The 20,047-nt window shown below is 70.3% G+C and carries 20 protein-coding genes; 13 read left to right on the top strand and 7 right to left on the bottom strand.

Translation table 11 applies throughout. The features are described from left to right. Positions 1-16: 16 nt before the first annotated feature. From ABZX61_RS12920 to ABZX61_RS12900, 5 genes are all read right to left on the bottom strand, one after another. Positions 17-1,330 (bottom strand): extracellular solute-binding protein, encoded by a 1,314-nt coding sequence (locus tag ABZX61_RS12920; RefSeq protein WP_355194121.1) that lies wholly within the window; start codon positions 1,328-1,330, stop codon positions 17-19. Between the two features lie 133 nt (positions 1,331-1,463). Continuing rightward, positions 1,464-2,549: a substrate-binding domain-containing protein gene (locus ABZX61_RS12915; protein WP_350723165.1), complete on the bottom strand. Its 1,086-nt coding sequence runs from the start codon at positions 2,547-2,549 to the stop codon at positions 1,464-1,466. Positions 2,550-2,645: 96 nt separating this feature from the next. Beyond that, entirely contained in the window at positions 2,646-3,731 is a 1,086-nt protein-coding gene (locus ABZX61_RS12910) for a LacI family DNA-binding transcriptional regulator (RefSeq protein ID WP_355194119.1), read from the bottom strand. Positions 3,732-3,761: 30 nt separating this feature from the next. Next, positions 3,762-4,622 (bottom strand): PfkB family carbohydrate kinase, encoded by an 861-nt coding sequence (locus ABZX61_RS12905; protein ID WP_355194117.1) that lies wholly within the window; start codon positions 4,620-4,622, stop codon positions 3,762-3,764. Between the two features lie 7 nt (positions 4,623-4,629). Then, entirely contained in the window at positions 4,630-5,631 is a 1,002-nt protein-coding gene (locus ABZX61_RS12900; protein ID WP_355194115.1) for an SIS domain-containing protein, read from the bottom strand. 209 nt (positions 5,632-5,840) lie between these two features. Between ABZX61_RS12900 and ABZX61_RS12895 the strand changes: the two genes are divergently transcribed. The 3 genes from ABZX61_RS12895 to ABZX61_RS12885 are packed head-to-tail and all read left to right on the top strand — an operon-like array spanning position 5,841 to position 8,871. Beyond that, positions 5,841-7,154: an ABC transporter substrate-binding protein gene (locus ABZX61_RS12895; protein WP_355194113.1), complete on the top strand. Its 1,314-nt coding sequence runs from the start codon at positions 5,841-5,843 to the stop codon at positions 7,152-7,154. Between the two features lie 11 nt (positions 7,155-7,165). Continuing rightward, complete coding sequence (locus tag ABZX61_RS12890; protein ID WP_355194111.1) at positions 7,166-8,041, top strand: sugar ABC transporter permease; 876 nt, start codon at positions 7,166-7,168, stop codon at positions 8,039-8,041. Next, the gene (locus tag ABZX61_RS12885; protein ID WP_355194109.1) at positions 8,035-8,871 is read left to right on the top strand and encodes a carbohydrate ABC transporter permease; all 837 of its coding nucleotides are present in this window, start codon (positions 8,035-8,037) and stop codon (positions 8,869-8,871) included. The genes ABZX61_RS12890 and ABZX61_RS12885 overlap by 7 nt, the downstream gene beginning before the upstream one ends. Before the next feature lie 11 nt (positions 8,872-8,882). On the opposite strand, the gene ABZX61_RS12880 is transcribed toward ABZX61_RS12885, so the two are convergent. Further along, the gene (locus tag ABZX61_RS12880; RefSeq protein ID WP_355194107.1) at positions 8,883-9,905 is read right to left on the bottom strand and encodes a PHP domain-containing protein; all 1,023 of its coding nucleotides are present in this window, start codon (positions 9,903-9,905) and stop codon (positions 8,883-8,885) included. A 91-nt stretch (positions 9,906-9,996) separates the two neighbouring features. Between ABZX61_RS12880 and ABZX61_RS12875 the strand changes: the two genes are divergently transcribed. The 9 genes from ABZX61_RS12875 (at position 9,997) to ABZX61_RS12835 (ending at position 18,211) form a co-directional block, all read left to right on the top strand. Beyond that, entirely contained in the window at positions 9,997-10,398 is a 402-nt protein-coding gene (locus ABZX61_RS12875; protein ID WP_355194105.1) for a hypothetical protein, read from the top strand. A 3-nt stretch (positions 10,399-10,401) separates the two neighbouring features. After that, positions 10,402-11,544, top strand: coding sequence for a glutathionylspermidine synthase family protein (locus ABZX61_RS12870; RefSeq protein ID WP_355194103.1), 1,143 nt, complete (start codon positions 10,402-10,404; stop codon positions 11,542-11,544). Between the two features lie 31 nt (positions 11,545-11,575). Further along, entirely contained in the window at positions 11,576-12,007 is a 432-nt protein-coding gene (locus ABZX61_RS12865) for a DUF350 domain-containing protein (RefSeq protein ID WP_350723178.1), read from the top strand. 116 nt (positions 12,008-12,123) lie between these two features. Continuing rightward, complete coding sequence (locus ABZX61_RS12860; RefSeq protein WP_355195164.1) at positions 12,124-13,248, top strand: helix-turn-helix domain-containing protein; 1,125 nt, start codon at positions 12,124-12,126, stop codon at positions 13,246-13,248. Between the two features lie 103 nt (positions 13,249-13,351). Then, on the top strand, positions 13,352-14,248 hold the full coding sequence (locus ABZX61_RS12855; protein WP_355194101.1) for an ACP S-malonyltransferase: 897 nt from the start codon (positions 13,352-13,354) through the stop codon (positions 14,246-14,248). Then, complete coding sequence (locus tag ABZX61_RS12850) at positions 14,245-15,201, top strand: beta-ketoacyl-ACP synthase III (RefSeq protein ID WP_350723182.1); 957 nt, start codon at positions 14,245-14,247, stop codon at positions 15,199-15,201. The genes ABZX61_RS12855 and ABZX61_RS12850 overlap by 4 nt, the downstream gene beginning before the upstream one ends. A gap of 77 nt (positions 15,202-15,278) precedes the next feature. Next, on the top strand, positions 15,279-15,518 hold the full coding sequence (locus ABZX61_RS12845) for an acyl carrier protein (protein WP_350723184.1): 240 nt from the start codon (positions 15,279-15,281) through the stop codon (positions 15,516-15,518). A gap of 35 nt (positions 15,519-15,553) precedes the next feature. Beyond that, complete coding sequence (gene fabF / locus ABZX61_RS12840) at positions 15,554-16,786, top strand: beta-ketoacyl-ACP synthase II (protein ID WP_350723186.1); 1,233 nt, start codon at positions 15,554-15,556, stop codon at positions 16,784-16,786. Then, complete coding sequence (locus tag ABZX61_RS12835; RefSeq protein ID WP_355194099.1) at positions 16,787-18,211, top strand: carboxyl transferase domain-containing protein; 1,425 nt, start codon at positions 16,787-16,789, stop codon at positions 18,209-18,211. Positions 18,212-18,360: 149 nt separating this feature from the next. Here the strand turns inward: ABZX61_RS12835 and ABZX61_RS12830 are convergent, their stop codons facing one another. Then, positions 18,361-18,855 (bottom strand): DUF3145 domain-containing protein, encoded by a 495-nt coding sequence (locus ABZX61_RS12830; protein WP_350723190.1) that lies wholly within the window; start codon positions 18,853-18,855, stop codon positions 18,361-18,363. A 175-nt stretch (positions 18,856-19,030) separates the two neighbouring features. Here ABZX61_RS12830 and ABZX61_RS12825 point away from each other — a divergent pair, with 175 nt between their 5' ends. Next, entirely contained in the window at positions 19,031-20,044 is a 1,014-nt protein-coding gene (locus tag ABZX61_RS12825) for a S8/S53 family peptidase (protein ID WP_355194096.1), read from the top strand. The last annotated feature ends 3 nt before the right edge of the window (positions 20,045-20,047 follow it).

Raw genomic sequence — 20,047 nt, 5'->3', positions numbered from 1 at the left:
AGGGGGGAAGTGGGCACTACTGGGCGACGCTCAGGCCGCGGTTCTTGAAGTCCGCCACGGTGGCCTGCTGGGCGCTCGTGAGCACGTCGGCCAGCTTCACCTCGCCGCCGGCGACCTTGCCGAGCGAGTCGGAGATCGCCGTCCCGGTCACGCTGGCGCTCGGCCCCCACGTCCAGCCGGCCGGGATCGACTCGTACGCCTGGGAGACGACGGAGAAGATGTCCTGGCCCCCGTAGAAGTCGGTCTTGAAGGCACTGGTGGCCGGCAGCAGGGCCGGCGCGGCCGGGAGCATGCTGCTGGTGCCGCTGGACAGCCAGGCCTTCATGCCCTCGGGATCCGTGGTGATCCACTTGATGAACTCGAGAGCCTGCTCAGGGTGCTTGGCGCCCTTGGGGACGGTGAAGGCCGAGCCGCCCAGCATCGCGGAGGCCGGCCGGCCGTCCCAGCTCGGCACCGCCGCGATGGCCCACTTGCCCTTCTGGTCGGGAACGGTGGACTGGAGGGCCCCCGCGCACCAGTTCGCGCAGATGTAGGAGACGACCTGGCCCTTCTGCACCGCCTGGAAGAAGGCGTCGTCGCTCGTCGAGTTGTACGTGCCGACCAGCCCCTTCAGGACCAGGTCGTTCCAGTACGCGGCCATCTTCTTGGACGGCTCGTCGTCGATGGAGACCTTCCACGACTGGCCCTCGGTGCCGTACCACCGGCCACCGGCCTGCCAGGAGAGCGCGGCCAGCACGCCGGCGTCGGCGGTCGCGAAGATCCCGCCGCGCGCCTTCGCGTCGGCCTTCTTCACGTCCGCGAGCAGCTTCGCGTAGTCGTCCCAGGTCTTCGGCAGCTCCAGCTTGTGCTTGTCGTAGAAGTCCTTGCGGTAGAAGAACATCAGCGGGGCGACGTCGCGAGGGATGCCCCAGGTCCTGCCTCCGAGGTTCACCAGTTGCTGGACCTGGGCGGGGAAGGTCTTGGCGACCACCGGGCCAGCGGTCTCGGTGAGGTCCTCCAGCTCGCCCTGGCTGACCACGTCGGGCAGCTGGTTGTACTCGACGATGGCCACGTCGGGGACGTTGCCGGCCTTCACCGAGCTGGCGAGCTTGGTGTAGTAGTCGCCGCCGCTCGGCACGTTCTCCCACTTGACCTGGAAGTCCTTGTGGGTCTTGTTGAAGGCGGCGGTGACGACGTCGGATGCCTTGACGAAGGAGCGGAAGGTGATGACGTCCGCCCCCGGCTTCGCGTCGGAGGCACCCGGATCCGTGCCCCCGCAGGCGGCCAGTGCCGACAGCGAGACGACAGCGCCCGCGAGCAGGGCCGTGATCCGCAGGCATCGAGGCTTCATGTGCACCGTCCAGGGAGGGAAGTGAAGATTGGTGCAATCATTTTGTTTCGAATGAAGCCTGTCAATGCATGTCGAGGCAGCCACCCGTTACGATCGCGTCACAAGCATGAAAAGTGAAAGAAAACGAAAGATGCTATGCGCGTGTCGCGCCGCACGACGCCCGGATCCGCAGGCTCGGCCGCAGCAGCAGGCCGCACAGCGGCCTGCCCGGATCGTCCAGCCGATCGACGAGCATCCGCACGGCCGCGGCCCCCACCTCCTCCTTGGGCGGCGACACGGCGGTCAGGGGGATGTCGGCGAGGGAGGCGACCTCGTCGTCGTAGGTCACGATCGCCAGATCCTCGGGTATCGAGACGCCGCGGCCGCGAAGCTGCCTGACCAGGGAAAGGGCGTCCATGTCGTTGTGCACGAGCGCGGCGCGCACGCCCTCCTCCCTGAAGGCGTCCAGGAAGTCGTCGACGTGCTCGTCCATCCCGGCCGGAGCGCCCACGGCGGCCCGCGGGAACATGCGCACGGGCCCCTCCCGCAGGCCGAGAGAGCGCTGGGCGAGCTCGTGTCCCTCGCGGATCCACGGGGTGGTCCTGCTCTCGCAGGCGAGCAGCGCCACCCGCTCGTGTCCCAGCCGGGCGAGATGACACGTGGCCAGATAGGCGCCGTACGCGTGATCGGTCGCCACCTGCTCCACCGCCGGCATCGACCAGCCCGCCTTACGCTCGACCAGCACCGCCGGTATGTCGAGCTCGTTGACCCACTGCTCCGTGGCGAGCGAGAGCGTGGGGTTCTCGCTCGGCGTCAGCAGCAGGCCGTCCACTCCGGACGACAGCAGCTGCGCCACCTGACGGCGGTCCTCTTTCAGGTCGTAGCGGGAGACCGCGAGGCTGATCCGCACGCCGAGCTCGCGCGCGGCCGCCTGCGCGCCCCTGATCACCGCCGGGAAGTAGTACGCGGTCTGCGGCACGAGCATGCCGAGCACGTACGGCTCGCGCTCCCTTTTCCGCTCGCCCGCGGCCGGCTCCTCGCCCGCCCGCGCCGGCGCCTCCGGAATCGACACGGCCCCGCCGTGCACCCGGACGAGCAGCCCGCGCCCGGCCAGCTCCCGCACGTCGTGCCGGATGGTCACGGCCGAGACGCCAAGCCTGGCGGCCAGATCGGCGACCTTGACCGAGCCCTTGCGGCTCAGCTCCTGCAAGATCGCCCCGTGTCGCTCCTCGGCCAGCACGTGGGGGCTCCTTCCGGCTCCGCGGATTTTCCTGCGTCATCGTACCGCTGACATTCGCTTTCGAAATCGATCGATTGCGTTTCCAGCGTGGAACGATCATTCCGGAGGTGAGGCCACCGAGGCGCGTTGGATGAGCTCGGAGCGGAGGGTGTGCATGGTGCGGGCCGGCTCGGCGCCGCCCAGGATGTCGAGGAGGACCTCGGCCGCCTTGGCGCCGAGCTGGTGCACCGGCTGGGCGATCATCGTCAGGGGCGGGTCCATGACCGCCGCCCACGCGCTGTCGTCGAACCCGATCAGCGCCACGTCGTCCGGGTAGGACAGCCCCGCCTGGCGCAGGGCGCGCAGGGAGCCGGTCATGCCGTCCGTCTCCGTGCAGAACACGGCGGTGACCCGGTCGGGGAGGGCGAGCATGCGGCCGACCTCCCCCACCACCCGCGCCTCCGTCTTGGGCCCGACCATCACCAGCTCCGGATCGAACGGGATGTGCGCGTCGTCGAGCGCGTCGAGGTAGCCCCGCAACCGCTCGCCGTCGGTCCACAGGTTGCGCGAGGCCGCCGCCAGCAGCTCGCGCCTGGTCGACGGCGGCCGCGCCACCGGCGGCCCCCACACGAACCCGACGCGGCGGTGACCGGCCGCGATCAGCACCTCGACCGCCTCGCGGGCCGCGTCGCGGTTGTCGATGACGACCGCGTCGAGGTCGAGGGCGGCCACCGCGCGGTCGACGAGCACGACGGGGATGCCCCGGTCCATGGCCGCCCTGATGTGGGCGACCTGGTCGCGGTCGAGCGCGGCCGACGCGACGACGACGCCGTCGACCCGCTTGTCGATGAGCACGTTGGTGGCCGCGATCTCCTCCTGCAGGTTCTCGTACGTGCTCAGCACGATCACGTCGAACCCCCGCGCCCGCGCGCTGTCGGAGATCCCCCGCAGCAACCCCGCGAAGAACGGGTTGCCGATGTCGGCCACGATCACGCCCAGGGTGTGGCTCACGCCCGTCGACATGCTGCGCGCGAGCGCGTTGGCGCGGTAGCCGAGCTTCTCGGCCGCCGCGAGCACCCGCGCGCGCAGCTCCGGGCTGACGTATCCGTAGCCGCCGAGCGTACGGGCCGCCGTGGCGCGGCCCACGCCGGCCTCGGCCGCGACCTCGGAGATCGTCGGCCCCTGGCCACGGTCAGCTGGCATGGATCCCGTCCCCCGTTCCTGATCGGCCCATCACATCGTAGTCAGCCGGCCGCGGCCGAAGGCGCCCTCGACGAAGCACTGGTCGCGGGCCGATTCCGCCCCCAGGGCCAGCGCCCGGGCGATCGGGCCGAGCCCCGGCCTGGCCTCGGAGGTCCAGCCGTCCCGCAGCAGCGAGACGGCGAACCCGGCGAGGAAGGCGTCGCCGCAGCCCATCGTGTCGACGATGCCGTCGGCGCGCCGGGCGGGAGCGCTCACCAGGGCGTGGCCGTCGTGGGCGATGGCGCCGTCCACGCCGCGGGTGCCGACCGCGAGCCGGGCGCCCCGCCGGACCGCCTCGGCCAGGAGGTCGCCGGTGGCGGCCGCGTCGAGGTCGGAGCAGGACAGCAGCACGAGATCGGCGTGCGGGCAGACGCGGTCGAGGTAGGCGGGGCGCCGGTACTCCTCCTCGCTGGACAGGTCGAAGCTGACCAGCGTGCGGAGCTCGGCCAGCTTCGGCAGCTCGGGCTCACTGCGGGAGTAGACGCTCGAATGCACGAGGTCGAAGCCGCCTGCGTAGCCGAGCAGGCCGTCGTCGAGCACGAGGGGCTCGCGTACGGTGACGCCGCCGCCGTTCCAGCCGAGGAAGACCCGGTCGCCGTCGTCGACCCGCAGGTGCGAGACGCCGCTCTCGCCCTCCCGAACGACGCAGGCGTCGATCGAGACCCCCTCCGCGGCGATCGACTCCCGCAGGAAGCCACCGAGCGAGTCGTCGCCGAAGACGCCCAGGTAGGCCGACTCGAGGCCGAGGCGGCGGGCGTAGACGGCGACGTTGACGCTGTTGCCGCCGGGGTAGTCGACGCCGCGGTCGATGAACCGGTCGACGATGTTGTCGCCGAAGCCGAGCACTCGCATGCGGGCCTCAGTAGTCCATGACCCGGTAGTAGCGGCGCAGGTCGAGGGAGTGGTCCCGGACCCGTTCCAGGTGCTTGCTGACGCGGCTCAGCACGGTGTCGAGCACGAGCGGCGCGAGCAGGCCGCGGAACTCGGGGCTGATCCCGGTGAGCGGGTAGTCGCGGGTGTCGAAGACGGTGACGTCCTTGGAGACGCGCCGGGCGAACGCCTCGGCGCGGTCGGTGAGCGGCCGCGTCTCGTCCTCGCCCTGGAAGATGATCACGCTGGTGTCCTCTTCGAGCAGCTCGAGCGAGCCGTGGAAGAACTCCGCGCTGTGCACCCTGGTCGTGCGCAGCCACTGCATCTCCTCGAGGATGCACATGGAGTAGAGGTACGTGAACCCCCAGAGGTTCCCGCCGCCGACGAGGAAGTGGTAGCCGCTGTCCTTGTGGGCCTCGGCGAACGCGGCGGCCACCGGCTCGGCCTGCCTGGCGACCTCGACGAGGATCCCCGGGACGCCCTCGAACTCGGCGGCGAACCTCTCGTACCCGTCGAACTCGCCCCGGCGCGCGAGCAGCCGGGTCATGAACAGCAGCAGCTGCATGTCGAAGGGCCAGGTCTTGGGCTGCGAGACGAGCGCCGCGTCCACCTTCGTGGCCACGGGCGAGTCGGGGTGGCCGGTGAAGGAGACCGTGAAGGCGCCCCTGGACCTGCAGTACTCGATCGCGCGGACGGTGTCGTCGGTGGTGCCGGAGACCGAGGTGAAGATCGCCACGGTGTCCTCGCCCAGGCGGGCGTCACCGGAGACGATCAGCTCGGCGGCGATCGCGGCGCGCACGTCGAGCGTCGAGCTGCGCCGGGCCAGGTGCTCGTACGGCCACATCTGGGCGTAGGTGCCGCCGGCGCCGACGAGGAGCACGTGCTTGAACCCCTCGTCCACGAGCCGGTCGACCAGCTCCTCGATCCGTGGGCGCAGGCCCACCGCGCTCGTCACCTGGGAGAGAAATTCCGGCTCGTTGAACCCGAGCATCTTCGCATCCTTTCCGGGGAAATGTCGCGCGCCGACCTGATACCGGTATCACGCGGCAGTCACGTTGACATAGAAGCGCTTGATTCGTCAAACAACCAGCTACTTCATGGTGACCAGAAAAGATCTTGGCGACTAGGTCTGGTACCGGTATCAGACGCGTTGTAAGGTCGGCCAACACCAAAGGCGTTCCTGAAAGAGAAAGGATGCCCATGCGCCCTCGCGCACTGCCGACGTTCGCGGCACTCCTCGGGACACTCACGCTGGCCGCCTGCTCAGGCGGCCAGCCCGAGCAGGCCCCGGCGGCCGACGCCGCCGCCCCGCCGGAGTTCTCCGGCACGCTGAGCATCCTCACCAAGTTCGCCGGCGACCCGACAGGCCCCTACTTCGAGAACCTCGCGGCCGAGTACCGGAAGAAGCACCCGCAGGTGAAGATCGAGCTGATCCAGGAGACCGACCAGAGCGTCAAGGACAAGCTCAAGACGCTCACGGCCTCGGACGCGCTGCCCGACGTCTACTTCACCTGGACCGGCAACTGGGCGGACAACTACATCCGCGGCGGACGCGCCGCCGACCTCACCAAGGTGATCGGCCCGGACACGGAGTGGGGCAGGACGTTCAGCCCCGGCTCGCTGGCCGCCTTCGCCCGCGACGGCAAGAACTACGGGATCCCCCTGTACGGCAACGGGAAGTTCATGGGCTACAGCAAGAGCGCCTTCGCCAAGGCCGGGGTCGAGGTGCCGAAGACGTTCGAGGACCTCGTCGCCGCCTGCGGCCCACTGCGCAAGGCCGGGTACGAGCCCGTCGCCTTCGGCAACAAGGACGGCTGGCCCGCCCTGCACTACCTGCAGCAACTGTTCGCCTACAACGTGCCGGACGCCGTGCTCCAGGCCGACTTCGTCCCGGCCACGGCCAAGCTGGACAATCCGGGCTACGTCACCGCGCTCAACCAGTTCAAGACGCTGGTCGACCAGTGCACCGACACGAAGAGCGGCACGAACGGCGTGCTCTACTCCTCGGCGCAGGAGGCCTTCGCCAACGGCAAGGCCGCCATGTACTACCAGGAGATCCTGGAGTTCGACAACGCGACGTCGGGCGAGCTCAAGCCCGCGGACTTCGGCATCTTCCAGCTCCCGGTCCCGGGCGACCACCCCGGCGACCCTGCGGTGCTGGAGGGCTCGCCCGAGGGCTACCTGGTCAACGCCAGGTCTCCCAGGGTGGCGCTGGCCGTCGACTTCATGAAGTTCGCCACGAGCGCGCAGAACGCCAGGACGCTGTCCGCGCCGCCGTACGGGCAGCCCAGCACGGTCGTCGGCGCGGTCACGCCGGAGACCTCCAGCAAGGCCGTCTACGAGGGCGTCCAGCTGGTCAACAAGGCGCCGAAGCTGGCCATCTGGCTCGACATGGTCACCGTGCCCGAGGTGGCGGACGCGTGGCTGGCCGGCGGCGAGGCGATCGTCAGCGGTGGCAAGACCGCCGAGCAGGTGCTCGAAAGCGTGCGCCAGGCCTCGGCCGAAGCCAAGTAGGGAGTCCGCACGTGCGCGCCACGCTCAGGCTCGTATGGGTCCTGCCCGCCCTCGTGCTGGTCGGAGTGTTCGTCTACCTGCCGCTCGTGCAGAACCTGCAGTTCAGCACGCTCAGGTGGGACATCTACAGCGGCAGCCAGGAATACGTCGGGCTCGACAACTACGCCAAGCTCGTCGACGACCCGGTGTTCTGGTCGTCGCTGGGCAACAACGCGCTGTATGCGGTGGTCTCCATCGTGTTCCAGGTGTTCGGCGCGCTCCTGCTCGCCGCGCTCATCGAGAGCATCGGCAGCGAGCGCTGGCGGCGCGGCCTGCGCGCGGTCTACTTCATCCCCTCGGCGATCTCGCTGACCGTCGCGGGGCTGCTGTTCTACTTCGTGTACGAGCCGAACCTGGGCCCGCTCAACCACGCGCTCAAGGCCGTCGGCCTGGGCCGGTTCGCCCAGGCATGGCTGGGCCAGGAGAGCACGGCCATGTCGGCGATCATCGCGATGAGCCAGTGGCAGGGCTTCGGCTACTCCACGCTGCTGTTCGCGGTCGCGATCCAGCGCATCCCCTCGGAGATCTACGGCGCCGCCGCCATCGACGGCGTCGGCCCGATCCGCCGGTTCGTCCACGTGACGGTGCCGCTCGTGCGCGAGATGACCGGGCTCATGGCGATCGTCACCATCTCGGGCGCGTTCCAGGTGTTCAACGAGGTCATGGTGATGACCGCCGGCGGGCCGAACAACTCGACGCAGGTGCTGGGCACCTGGCTGTACCGCAGCGGGTTCGTCCGCAACAACTTCGGCTACGCCGCCGCGGTCGCGACCGTCCTGTTCATGATCACGCTCGGCATCGCGGTGGCGCAGCTGTGGGTCACCCGCAGGAGAAGGGTGGAATGGTGACGCGCCTGAGCTTCCTCGCGGTGATCGCCCGCGTCTTCATGTGGGCCTTCCTGCTGGCCCTCGCGGTCGTCGTGGTCTATCCGCTGCTGTGGATGACCCTCAACGGGTTCAAGACCAACGCCGAGCTGTTCGGCGACCCGTTCGCGCTGCCCCTGCACTGGAGCTTCGAGAACTACCAGAAGGCGTGGAACCGCGGCGTCAGCGACTACCTGACCACCAGCGTGCTGGTCACGCTGACCTCGACGGTCGCCACGGTGTTCGTCAGCGCGTGGGCCGCCTACGGCCTCACCCGCGTGAACGTCCCGCTCAACCGGACGCTCACGGCGGCGATACTCGGCGGGCTCATGCTCGCCCCCACCGTGGCGCTCGTGCCGCTGGTGAAGATGTTCCAGGCGATGGGGCTGTACAACACGTTCTGGGCGCTGCTCATCCTCTACACCGCCTTCCGCGTCCCGTTCACGACCTTCCTCATCCGGGCGTACATGATCGACCTGCCCCGCGAGGTGGACGAGGCGGCCGAGATGGACGGCGCGGGCCGGTGGACGGCGTTCTGGCGGATCATCCTGCCGATGTGCAAACCGATCCTGACCTCGACGGTGCTGCTGCACATCCTCTTCACCTGGAACGAGTACCTCTTCGCGATGATCTTCACCAGCGGCACCGGCGTGCAGACCCTCCCTGTGGGCCTGACCAGCCTGATGAGCAAGCATGGCACCGAGTACCCGGTCGTCTTCGCCGGGATGGTGATCGCGGCGCTCCCCGTGGTCCTGCTGTTCTTCCTCGGCCAGCGCTACATCGTCAGGGGGCTCGCCGACGGGGTCGGCAAATAGGCAGGTGACGCTCAGGCGGCCGTCCAGCCGAGCAGCCGCTCCAGCGGCCAGGTGTTGACGACGCGGTCGGCCTCGATACCGCACCGCGCGGCCCGTTCGCAGCCGTAGTGCTGCCAGTCGAGCTGCCCGGGCGCGTGGGCGTCGGAGTCGATCGCGAACACGCACCCCATCTCGTACGCCAGCCGCATCAGCCTCTTGGGCGGGTCCAGCCGGTCCGGCCGGGAGTTGACCTCCACCGCGACCCCGAACTGCCGGCAGGCCTCGAAGACCAGCTCGGCGTCGAACGACGACTCCGGGCGGCGCTCGCCGCGCCTGCCGCCGGCCTTCACCACCCGCCCCGTGCAGTGGCCGAGCACGTCCACCAGGGGGTTGGCGATGGCGGTGACCATGCGGCGGGTCATCTCGTCGCCGTCCATGCGCAGCTTGGAGTGCACGCTGGCCACCACCACGTCCAGCCGCTCCAGCAGGTCGGGGGACTGGTCGAGGGAGCCGTCCGTGTTGATGTCCACCTCGATGCCGGTCAGGATCCGGAACGGGGCCAGCCGCTCGTTCAGCTCGGCCACCACGTCGAGCTGGTGTTCCAGGCGCTCGGCCGAGAGGCCCTTGGCCACGGTCAGGCGGGGCGAGTGGTCGGTCAGCGCCAGGTAGTCGTGGCCGAGCCCGCGGGCCGCCTCGGCCATCTCCTCGATCGGCGAGCCGCCGTCCGACCAGTCGGAGTGGCTGTGCAGGTCGCCCTTCAAGGCGCCGCGCAGCGCCTGCGTCTCCTCGTCGAGCTGCACGCCCTCGGTCGCCCGCAACCGCCGCAGATATGTAGGAACCTGCCCATCGAGGCTTTCGTTGACCACAAGGGCGGTGACCTTCCCGATGCCGGGCAGGTCGCCGAGTCCGCCGGTGCGGGCCAGCCGCACGAGCTCGTCCCTGGGCAGGTCGGTGACGACCTGGGCGGCGCGACGGAAGGCACGTACGCGGTACGTGGGCTCTCCGGCGCGCTCCAGCAGGAAGGCGATCTCGCGCAGGGCCTCAACCGGTTCCATGTGAGCGAACATACCTCGGGGCCACGACTACAGGATTGAACGGGGACGAGGGCCGCCGATAGGCTGAGCGGCCCATGAAAGCAGGATCTTGATGGCACAACCTCCGCAAACCCATCCCACGCCGCCACCGCCCGCGCGCAAGGCGTCCAAGGCCATCCCGCTGACCATTCTCGGTGTTCTGTCCGTCATGCTGGTCGGGTACTGCGCGGCCACCCAGGATGACGACGACGTCACCGCGGACTGCGTCATCCAGCTGGACGACGGCACGTACGAGGTCGTCGACGAGGACTACTGCGACGATGACGACAACGGCTCGCACCACTACTACGGCGGTTCGCGCGGGGCGTACATGTGGTACTACGGGGGCACCAGGTCGGGCAACAAGGTGCGCGGCGGCACCACGTACCGGCCCTCTGACGTGAACATCTCCACCCGCAACGGGAAAGAGATCCAACGGGGCGGCTTCGGCAACCACTGGGGCGGCGGGAGCTGACCGGTGCGTCGTGAGCATGGCACTCCCAGGGACGGCTGGGAGAAGACGATCGAGGGCCAGGGCCTGGCCTACCACCGGGCGGCGCACCCGTCGGGGCTGAGCAGACCGTACTGGGACGAGTCCATCCATTACGTGTTCTCCATGGACGAGGTCGAGGCGCTGGAGGAGCAGGTCGAGGAGCTCCACGAGATGTGCCTGCGCGCCGTGGAGCACGTGGTCTCGGCCCGGCGCTTCGCCGACTTCGCGATCCCCGAGTGGGCGTGGGACGAGGTGGCGCGCTCATGGGAGCGCCGCGACGCCCACCTGTACGCCCGCTTCGACCTGCGCTACGACGGCACCGGGCCGGCGAGGCTGCTGGAGTACAACGCGGACACGCCGACCTCGCTCGTGGAGTCGTCGGTCGTGCAGTGGTTCTGGCTGCAGGACGTCCACCCGGGCGCCGACCAGTGGAACTCCGTGCACGAGCGGCTCATCGAGCGCTGGCGCGAGATGCGGCTGCCGCCCGGGCCCACCCACTTCGCGTTCACGAACATGGACGAGACGGGCGAGGAGGCCATGACCGTGGCCTACCTGCAGGAGACCGCCGAGCAGGCGGGCCTGCAGACCGTCGCCGTCGCCATGGAGGACATCGGCTGGGACTCCCTCAACCGCCGCTTCGTGGACGTCGAGAACAGCGTGATCCGCTCGGCGTTCAAGCTCTACCCGTGGGAGTGGATGCTGGCCGACGACTTCGGGCGGCACGCCGTACGGCACTCCACCTGGATCGAGCCGCTGTGGAAGACGCTGCTGTCCAACAAGGCGCTGCTGGCGATCCTGTGGGAGCTCAACCCCGGCCACCCCAACCTGCTGCCCGCCTACCTCGACGGCCCGCGCGACCTGACCTCCTACATCGCCAAGCCGCTGCTGGGCAGGGAAGGCGCCTCCATGCGCATCGTCACCCCCGAGGGCACCCAGGAGACGCCGGGCGTCTACGGCCAGGAGGGGTACGTCTTCCAGGGCTTCGAGGCGCTGCCCCAGTTCGAGGGGCAGCGGCCGGTGCTCGGCGCCTGGGTGGTCGCCGACGAGGCCGCCGGGCTGGGTATCAGGGAGACGACCGGCCTGATCACCGATGACACCTCCTCGTTCGTTCCCCACCGCATCGCCTGACTCCCCACCGCATCCCCCGATAGGAATCAACGTGACTCTTCTCGAGACCCTCGCCCGCGGCTCGGGCGCCATCGCCGCGTACGCCGCCGTCGGCGTGATCCTGATGATCGTCGGCTTCTACGTGATCGACTGGGCCACCCCCGGCAAGCTGAGCGAGATCATCCGCACCCAGCGCAACCCGAACGCCACCCTGCTCGCCACCTCCGCCCTGGCCGCCGTCGGCCTGATCGTGGCCGCCTCCATCTGGTCCTCCGGCGGCCGGCTGGCCGAGGGGCTGGCGGGCACGGCGGTGTTCGGCCTGGTCGGCATCGTGGTGCAGACCGTGGCGATGCTGCTGTTCGACCGGATCGTCGGCATCTCCGTACGTGATCTCGTGAAGGAGCCCGAGCTGCAGCCGGGCGCGCGACTGCTCGCGGTCACACACGTCGCGATCGGCCTCATCACGGCCGTCGCGGTCATCTGACGCCCGGCGCCCGGTCCCAGGAGGACGACCGTCGCGGTCATCCGAACGGAGCTGGCACTCTAGGAGACGTGACAGACCGGACCCGCGAGGACACCACGCGCAGGCTCGAGCGGGCCATGGGCTCGCTCGGCACGGCGGCGATGGCGCGCATGGAGGACCAGCTGTTGTGGTTCCGCGCGCTCAGCGCCGAAGACCGGTCGTGGGTGGGGCTCGTGGCCCAGGCCGGCATCGCGGCGTTCGTCGAGTGGTTCTCGATCGCCGGCGAGGATCCCCCCACCCCCAGCATCGAGTTCTTCGGCACGGCTCCGCGCGAGCTCAAGCGGTCCATCTCGCTGCAGCAGACCGTCGACATCGTCAGGGTCGTGGTCGAGGTGGTCGAGGCGCAGGCCCACGAGCTGGCCGCGCCCGGCGGCGAGGACCAGCTCCAGCAGGCCATGCTCCGCTACACCCGCGACGTCGCCTTCGCCGCCGCCCACGTCTACGCCCGCGAGGCCGAGGCCAGGGGCTCGTGGGACGCCCGGCTCGAGGCCCTCATCGTGGACGCCCTCGTCCGCGGCGAGGTCGACGACGGCCTGCACTCCTGGGCGGCCGCGCTCGGCTGGACCTCCTCCCCCGTGGTCGTCATCGCCGGCCACGCCCCCGTCGACGACCCCCGCGCGGTCATCGACGGGCTGCGCGAGAAGGGCCGCCGCATCGGCATGGACCTGCTGGCCGGCGTGCAGGCCGACCGGCTGATCGTCATCGTGGGCGGCGCCGAGAGCGTCAACGACGCGGCCAAGCAGGTCGTGCACCGCTTCGGGATGGGCCCCATCGTCATCGGCCCCGAGGTCCCCGACCTGCACGCCGCGGCCAGGTCCGCCAGGGCGGCGCTGGCCGGGCTGAAGGCGTCCTCCGGCTGGCCCGACGCGCCCCGTCCGGTGCACGCCGAGGACCTGCTGGCCGAGCGGGCGCTCGACGGCGACGACGACGCCAGGCAGCAGCTCATCGAGAACGTCTACCTGCCGCTCGCCGGCACGCCCCTGCTCGACACCCTCGCCACGTACCTGGAGCAGGGCACCTCGCTGGAGGCGACGGCGCGGCTGCTGTTCGTCCACCCCAACACCGTCCGCTACCGCCTGAAGAAGATCACGGAGCTGACCGGCTACCAGCCCACGGAGGGCAGGTCCGCCTTCACGCTCCAGGTCGGCCTGATTCTCGGCCGGTTGGCGGAGAGCGCCGAAATGTGGCGCGCCCTAACGTAATGTCGCCGAAATCCCCACTGTAGGCTTCCTACAAAACCCCCCGGACGAAGTTCGTGCGGATCATTATCCGCGTGTCGGAGTTCTACAGGGCAAGGTGGGTTTTGTGCTTGTACTCGTCGCTCCGGGCCAAGGTGCCCAAACGCCAGGCTTCCTTTCTCCCTGGCTCGAGCTCCCCGGTGTGGCCGACAGACTCGGCGCCTGGTCGGAGGTCGTCGGGCTCGATCTGATCGCCTACGGGACCACCGCCGACGCCGACGAGATCCGTGACACCGCCGTCGCCCAGCCGCTCCTCGTGGCCGCCGCGCTGGCCTCCGCCGAGGTGCTCGGCGCGACGCCGGACGTGCTCGCGGGCCACAGCGTGGGCGAGTTCGCCGCCGCCGCGCTGGCCGGGGTGCTCACCCCCGAGCAGGCGCTCACCCTGATCCGCGAGCGCGCCCAGGCCATGGCCAAGGCCGCCGCGGTCACCGAGACCGGCATGACCGCCGTGCTCGGCGGCGTCGAGGACGACGTGCTGGCCGCCCTCGAGAAGCACGGCCTGACCCCCGCCAACATCAACGGCGCCGGCCAGATCGTCGCGGGCGGCACGCTGGAGCAGCTGGCCGCGCTCAAGGACGACCCGCCGACCCGTGCCCGCCTCATCGCGCTGAAGGTCGCGGGCGCCTTCCACACCCGCCACATGGCCCCCGCCGTGGAGAGCCTGCGCGAGGCCGCCGCCAACGTGGCCCCCGCCGACCCCACCGTCACGCTCCTGTCCAACTCCGACGGCCAGGCGGTCGCCTCCGGCGCCGAGTTCGTGGATCGGCTGGTCAGGCAGATCAGCAGCCCCGTCAGGTGGGGCGCCTGCATGGAGACCATGGCCGGGCTCGGCGTCACGAAGATGATCGAGCTGCTGCCCGGCGGCACGCTCACCGGCCTGGCCAAGCGCGGCCTGTCCGGCGTGCAGACGGTGGCGCTGAAGACCCCCGACGACCTCGACGCGGCCAGGGAGCTGACCAAGTGAAGATTCCCGACGTCGCCCCTGGCGGCAGGATCCTGGCCCTCGGCCACTACCAGCCGGCCAACGTCGTCACCAACGACGACCTGGCCAAGAACATCGACACCAACGACGAGTGGATCCAGTCCAGGGTCGGCATCAAGGAGCGCCGCGTCGCTCCCGACAGCGAGTCCCTCGAGGACATGGCCACCATCGCCGGCGGCAAGGCGCTGGCCGCGAGCGGCCTGTCGCCCGAAGAGGTCGACCTGGTCATCGTGGCCACCTGCACGCTCGAGACCCAGATCCCCAACGCCTCCGCCGTCGTGGCCCACCGGCTCGGCATCAAGGCGCCCGGCGCGTTCGACGTCAACGCCGCCTGCGCCGGGTTCTGCTACGCCCTCGGCACCGCGAGCGCCGCCGTACGCGCGGGCTCGGCCCGCCACGTGCTGGTCATCGGCGCGGAGAAGCTGTCGCAGTGGATCGACTGGACCGACAGGTCCACCGCCGTGATCTTCGCCGACGGCGCGGGCGCCGCGGTGGTGGGTCCCTCCGAGACCCCCGGCATCGGCCCCGTGGTGTGGGGCAGTTCCGGCGACAAGTCCGAGGCGATCGCCATCCAGGACCGCCAGAACTTCCTCCGCCAGGAGGGCCAGACGGTGTTCCGCTGGGCGACCACCGCGCTCCACCCGGTGGCGCTCGAGGCCTGCGAGCGCGCGGGCGTGGACCCGTCGGAGCTGACGGCGTTCGTGCCCCACCAGGCCAACCTGCGCATCATCGAGGCCATCGCCCGTAAGCTGGGCGCCGACAACGCCGTGATCGCCCGCGACATCGTCAACGCCGGCAACACCTCGGCCGCCTCGATCCCGCTGGCGCTCTCGCGCATGCTGGAGCGCGGCGAGGTCCGCTCCGGCGGTCTCGCACTGCTGCTCGGCTTCGGCGCGGGGCTGACCTACGCCGGGCAGGTCATCGAGATCCCTTAGCCTCCCCCCGCACTACCATCCAGAGCTTGTACGGCACAGCCGTGCAGAACCCAGAAATCAAAAGGAGAACCAGCGACATGGCTGCCACCGAGCAGGACATTCTTGACGGCCTCGGCAAGATCATCAACGAGATCACCGGCATCCCGGCCTCGGACGTGACCCCCGAGAAGAGCTTCGTCGACGACCTCGACATCGACTCCCTGTCCATGGTCGAGATCGCCGTGGCCGCCCAGGACGAGTTCGGCGTCGAGATCCCCGACGACCAGCTCAAGAACCTGAAGACGGTCAAGGACGTCCTCAACTTCATCCAGGGCTGAGAAGTCATCATTCTGACTAGCAAGGAGCGCGAAACGTGAGTGCGAACCGGGTACGTGTCGTCGTCACCGGGCTTGGCGCGACGACGCCCGTCGGTGGAGACGTCACCTCGACCTGGACGGCGCTCCTCGCCGGTCAGTCGGGTGTCGAGACCCTCACCACGGACTGGATCGACTCCGTCCCCGTGAAGTTCGCGGGGACGGCCGCGGTCGACCCCACCGAGGTGCTGCCGCGGCCGGAGGCCCGCAGGCTCGACCGCAGCGAGCAGTTCGCGATGGTCGCCGCCCGGGAGGCCTGGCAGGACGCCGGCGCCCCCGAGGTCGCGCCGGAGCGGCTGGGCGTCGTGGTCTCCAGCGGCATCGGCGGCATCAGCACCACGCTGAGCGCGTACGACACCTGGCGTGAGCGCGGCTGGAACCGGCTCTCGCCGTTCACCGTGCCGATGCTCATGCCCAACGGCCCGGCCGCCTGGATCGGCCTCGACCTGGGCGCCCAGGCGGGGGTGCACGCCACCGTGTCGGCGTGCGCGTCCGGCGCCGAGGCGATCGGCCACGCGATGGACATGATCAGGGTGGGCCGCGCCGACGTGGTCGTGGCCGGCGGCACCGAGGCCGCCATCCACGGGCTCAACATGGCGGCCTTCGCCGCCGCGCGGGCCATGTCCACCCGCAACGACGACCCGCAGGGCGCGTCCAGGCCATGGGACCGCGACCGCGACGGGTTCGTGCTCGGTGAGGGCGCCGGCATCGTGGTGCTGGAGTCCGAGGAGCACGCGAAGGCGCGCGGCGCGAAAATCTACGCCTACTGCGCCGGGGTCGGCTACTCCGCCGACGCCCACCACATCACGCAGCCCGAGCCCGAGGGCCGGGGCATCATCATGGCGATGACCCAGGCGCTCAACGACGCCGGCCTGACCGGCCTCGACATCAAGCACGTTAACGCACATGCCACCTCCACCCCTGCCGGCGACGTCGGCGAGGTGCAGGCCGTGGCCAAGGCCATCGGCACCCACCCGCTCGTGACCTCGACCAAGTCGATGACCGGTCACCTGCTCGGCGGGGCCGGCGGCATCGAGTCCGTCTTCACCATCAAGGCTCTGCAGGAGCGGATCGTCCCCGCGACCATCAACCTCGACGACCTCGACGACGGCATCGAGGTCGACCTGGTCTACGGGAAGAACCGCCCCCTGCCCGACGGAGACATCGCCGCGGTCAACAACTCGTTCGGATTCGGGGGCCACAACGTGGCCGTCGTGTTTAAGGGGGCATAAATGACCGTGCTGGACAACGGGATAGCGACCGACGGCACCGAACAGGAGCCTGCCGACCCCCGCGATCCAGCCGTCCGCCTGACCGCGCTGCTCGACGAGGGCTCGCTGCGGCTGATCAGCTCCGAAGACAAGAGCGGCGTGCTGGCCGCCATGGGCCGCGTCGAGGGTGTTCCCGTCGTCGCCTTCTGCAGTGACGCCCGCTTCCAGGGCGGCGCGATGGGCAGCGAGGGCTGCGAGCACATCGTGCACGCCTACGACGTGGCCGTCCGTGAACGGGTGCCGGTCATCGGGATCTGGCACTCCGGCGGTGCGCGACTCGCCGAAGGCGTCGAGTCGCTGCACGCCGTCGGGCGGGTCTTCGCCGCCATGACCAAGGCGTCCGGCGTGGTGCCGCAGATCTCCGTGGTCGTCGGCCCCGCCGCCGGCGGCGCCGCGTACGGTCCCGCGCTGACCGACATCGTCATCCTGGCCGAGTCCGGCCGCATCTTCGTCACGGGCCCCGACGTGGTCCGCAGCGTCACCGGCGAGAACGTCGACTCCGCGGCGCTGGGTGGCCCGGAGCCGCACAGCAAGCGCAGCGGCGTCGTGCACGTCGTCACCAAGACCGAGACCGACGCGTACGTCAAGGCGCGCCAGCTCGCCACGCTCCTCGGCCACCAGGGCCGGGTGCGCACGGGAGAAATCGAGGAAGTGGACTTCTCCACGCTGCTGCCCGACTCGGCGAGGCGCGCCTACGACGTCAAGCCGCTGGTCAACGGCCTGCTCGACGAGCCTGGCATCGAGCTGCACCCCAAGTGGGCGCCGAACATCGTCACATCGCTCGGCCGCCTCGGTGGCCGGACGGTCGGTGTGATCGCCAACAACCCGCTGCGGCTCGGCGGCTGCCTCGACGCCACGTCCGCCGAGAAAGCCGCCCGCTTCGTACGCATGTGTGACGCTTTCGGAGTGCCGTTGGTTGTCCTCGTGGACGTTCCCGGCTACCTGCCCGGGGTCGGGCAGGAGCACGACGGGGTCGTCCGGCGGGGGGCCAAGCTGCTGCACGCCTTCGCCGAGGCGTCGGTGCCGCGGGTCACGCTGGTGACGCGGAAGGCGTACGGGGGCGCGTACATCGCGATGAACTCCCGCGCGCTGGGGGCCACCAAGGTGTTCGCCTGGCCGACCACCGAGGTGGCGGTCATGGGGCCGGTGGCGGCCGTACGCATCCTCAAGCGGCGCGAGCTGGCCGCCGCGCCGGAGGAGGAGCGGGCCGAGCTGGAGCAGCGGCTGGCCGCCGAGCACGAGAAGCTGGCCGGTGGGCTCGACCGGGCCCGTGAGCTGGGGGTCATCGACGAGGTGATCAAGCCCGCAGAGACGCGCGGCGCCATCGCCAAGCTCCTCGCCCGGGCCACGCCCGCCCGCGGCGCCCACGGCAACATCCCGCTGTAGCTCTTTGACGATCGGCCCCGCACCGAGCATCGGTGCGGGGCCGATCGCGTGCTTCCCAGGAGGCCCCGCACCGTGCTTTCCAAGAGGCCCCGCACCGGCGTGGGTGCGGGGCCTCTTGGGCGTGACGTTCGCCCGTGGCGTGGGCAGGGTCAGACGGCGGCGTGGAGCCAGCGGACGGGCGCACCGTCGCCCGCGTACCGGAACGGCTCCAGCTCCTCGTCCCAGGGCCGTCCGAGCATCTTGTCCAGCTCGTCCTCCAGCACGCACCGCCCCTGCGCGGCCATCATCATCGCCGCCCGGAGCCGTTCCTCGGGGATCATGATGTCGCCGGCCGCACCGATGACCGCGGTGAAGGCACCGAGCGTCGGCGTGTAGGCGTGGCGGGACCCGTCCACTCCCGGTGACGCGTCCTCGGTGATCTCGAACCTGAGGCGCTGCCAGCCCATGAGCGAGGAGGCGATGGCCGCCGCGATGCCGGCGCGGCCATCCCACTCCGCCTGGGCCCGCACGACGTTGGGCGCGGCGGGTTGCGGAGTCCACGTCAGATCCACGGGCACGCCAAGGACACCCGCGACTGCCCATTCGATATGAGGGCACAGCGCGGGCTGAGCCGAGTGGACGTAAAGGACGCCACGAGCAGACACCGGACCTCCCGTTTCGGTACGAGGTGCGCCTTCCCCAACGGCCTCGCCCCGGGATGATCACAAGTGACTAGGGAGAGACTACCGTCGGTCGCTATCCGGCACCAGAGGGGGGCCATACCAACTTGGTGCGGGAGTGGCATGTGACAGTTGGACCAGCGGGGAAACATACCGCCTCATGGACATCCAATCTGTCGGCGCGTCGCTCATCCGGCCTGGTCAGGTGCTGACCGACCGCGCGGCGCTGTCGGCCGTCTCCCGCTGGACCCAGGCGGTCTCGGAGGCGGACGGCGTCTGCGTGATCCACCTGTCGCCCGGCGCCGACCCCTGCGAGATCACCGCCGAACTCCGCGAGCGGGGCCTGCGAGCGTCGCCGAACCACGTGTTCCGCGGCCAGCCCCTGTTCTTCGGTGGTCCCGCGTCCAGACCCTTTCCGACCCCGCCCATCGCCCACAAGCCGGGGCGGTCCCGCTCGGGCGTGGTCGTGGGGTTGCTCGACACCGGCATCGCCAAGCACCCGTGGTGGTCCGGCAGCGACTGGTACGGCGAGACCGCCCCCGAGAGCGCCGACGCCACGGAGGGCTCGCAGGCGGGGCACGGCACGTTCATCGCGGGCCTGCTGACCCGGCGGGCCCCGGGCGCGGAGCTGAGCGTGCACCGGGTGCTCGACGGCGACGGCATCGGCGACGAGGCGACCGTCGTCCGCGCCCTCCACCGCCTGCGCGAGCGCCCTCCGCAGGTGCTCAACCTCTCCTTCGGCGGCCACACCTACGACGACTGCCCGCCACCGCTGCTGTCGGACGCCATCGCCGCGCTGCCCGGCACGGTGACCGTGGCCTGCGCCGGCAACACGGGGTCCGACCGGCCGTTCTGGCCGGCGGCGCTGCCCTCTGTGGTGGGCGTGGCCGCCGTGGACGCCGCGGAGGAGCAGCGCGCCCCCTACTCCGGCTACGGCATCTGGGTGGACGCCTGCGCCCGCGGCGACTGGCTGACCAGCAGTTTCCTGGACGGCGGTGACTTCGCGGGATACGCGGCGTGGAGCGGCACATCGTTCGCCACCGCCCTGGTGGCAGGGGCCGTCGCGGACGGGGCCAAGAGCGAGCCGGCCAAGGAGGTCGCCAGACGGCTCTTCGAATCTGAGCGGGCCCGGCAAATTCCGGATCTGGGAGTTCTGATCCCGGCGAGTCTGTAGAGT

It is taken from the genome of Nonomuraea sp. NPDC003709 (genome assembly GCF_040610775.1).
GTDB lineage: Bacteria > Actinomycetota > Actinomycetes > Streptosporangiales > Streptosporangiaceae > Nonomuraea > Nonomuraea angiospora_A.
The sequence above is the reverse complement of the archived record's forward strand: the minus strand, read 5'-3'. Positions and strand labels throughout refer to the sequence as shown.

Excerpts from the sequence above, each read along its gene's own strand:
- ABZX61_RS12920 (WP_355194121.1), bottom strand. The coding sequence starts at position 1,330 with ATGAAGCCTCGATGCCTGCGGATCACGGCCCTGCTCGCGGGCGCTGTC.
- ABZX61_RS12910 (WP_355194119.1), bottom strand. The coding sequence starts at position 3,731 with ATGCCAGCTGACCGTGGCCAGGGGCCGACGATCTCCGAGGTCGCGGCC.
- ABZX61_RS12905 (WP_355194117.1), bottom strand. The coding sequence starts at position 4,622 with ATGCGAGTGCTCGGCTTCGGCGACAACATCGTCGACCGGTTCATCGAC.
- ABZX61_RS12900 (WP_355194115.1), bottom strand. The coding sequence starts at position 5,631 with ATGCTCGGGTTCAACGAGCCGGAATTTCTCTCCCAGGTGACGAGCGCG.
- ABZX61_RS12895 (WP_355194113.1), top strand. The coding sequence starts at position 5,841 with ATGCGCCCTCGCGCACTGCCGACGTTCGCGGCACTCCTCGGGACACTC.
- ABZX61_RS12885 (WP_355194109.1), top strand. The coding sequence starts at position 8,035 with ATGGTGACGCGCCTGAGCTTCCTCGCGGTGATCGCCCGCGTCTTCATG.
- ABZX61_RS12880 (WP_355194107.1), bottom strand. The coding sequence starts at position 9,905 with ATGGAACCGGTTGAGGCCCTGCGCGAGATCGCCTTCCTGCTGGAGCGC.
- ABZX61_RS12875 (WP_355194105.1), top strand. The coding sequence starts at position 9,997 with ATGGCACAACCTCCGCAAACCCATCCCACGCCGCCACCGCCCGCGCGC.
- ABZX61_RS12860 (WP_355195164.1), top strand. The coding sequence starts at position 12,124 with ATGGGCTCGCTCGGCACGGCGGCGATGGCGCGCATGGAGGACCAGCTG.
- ABZX61_RS12845 (WP_350723184.1), top strand. The coding sequence starts at position 15,279 with ATGGCTGCCACCGAGCAGGACATTCTTGACGGCCTCGGCAAGATCATC.
- ABZX61_RS12835 (WP_355194099.1), top strand. The coding sequence starts at position 16,787 with ATGACCGTGCTGGACAACGGGATAGCGACCGACGGCACCGAACAGGAG.
- ABZX61_RS12825 (WP_355194096.1), top strand. The coding sequence starts at position 19,031 with ATGGACATCCAATCTGTCGGCGCGTCGCTCATCCGGCCTGGTCAGGTG.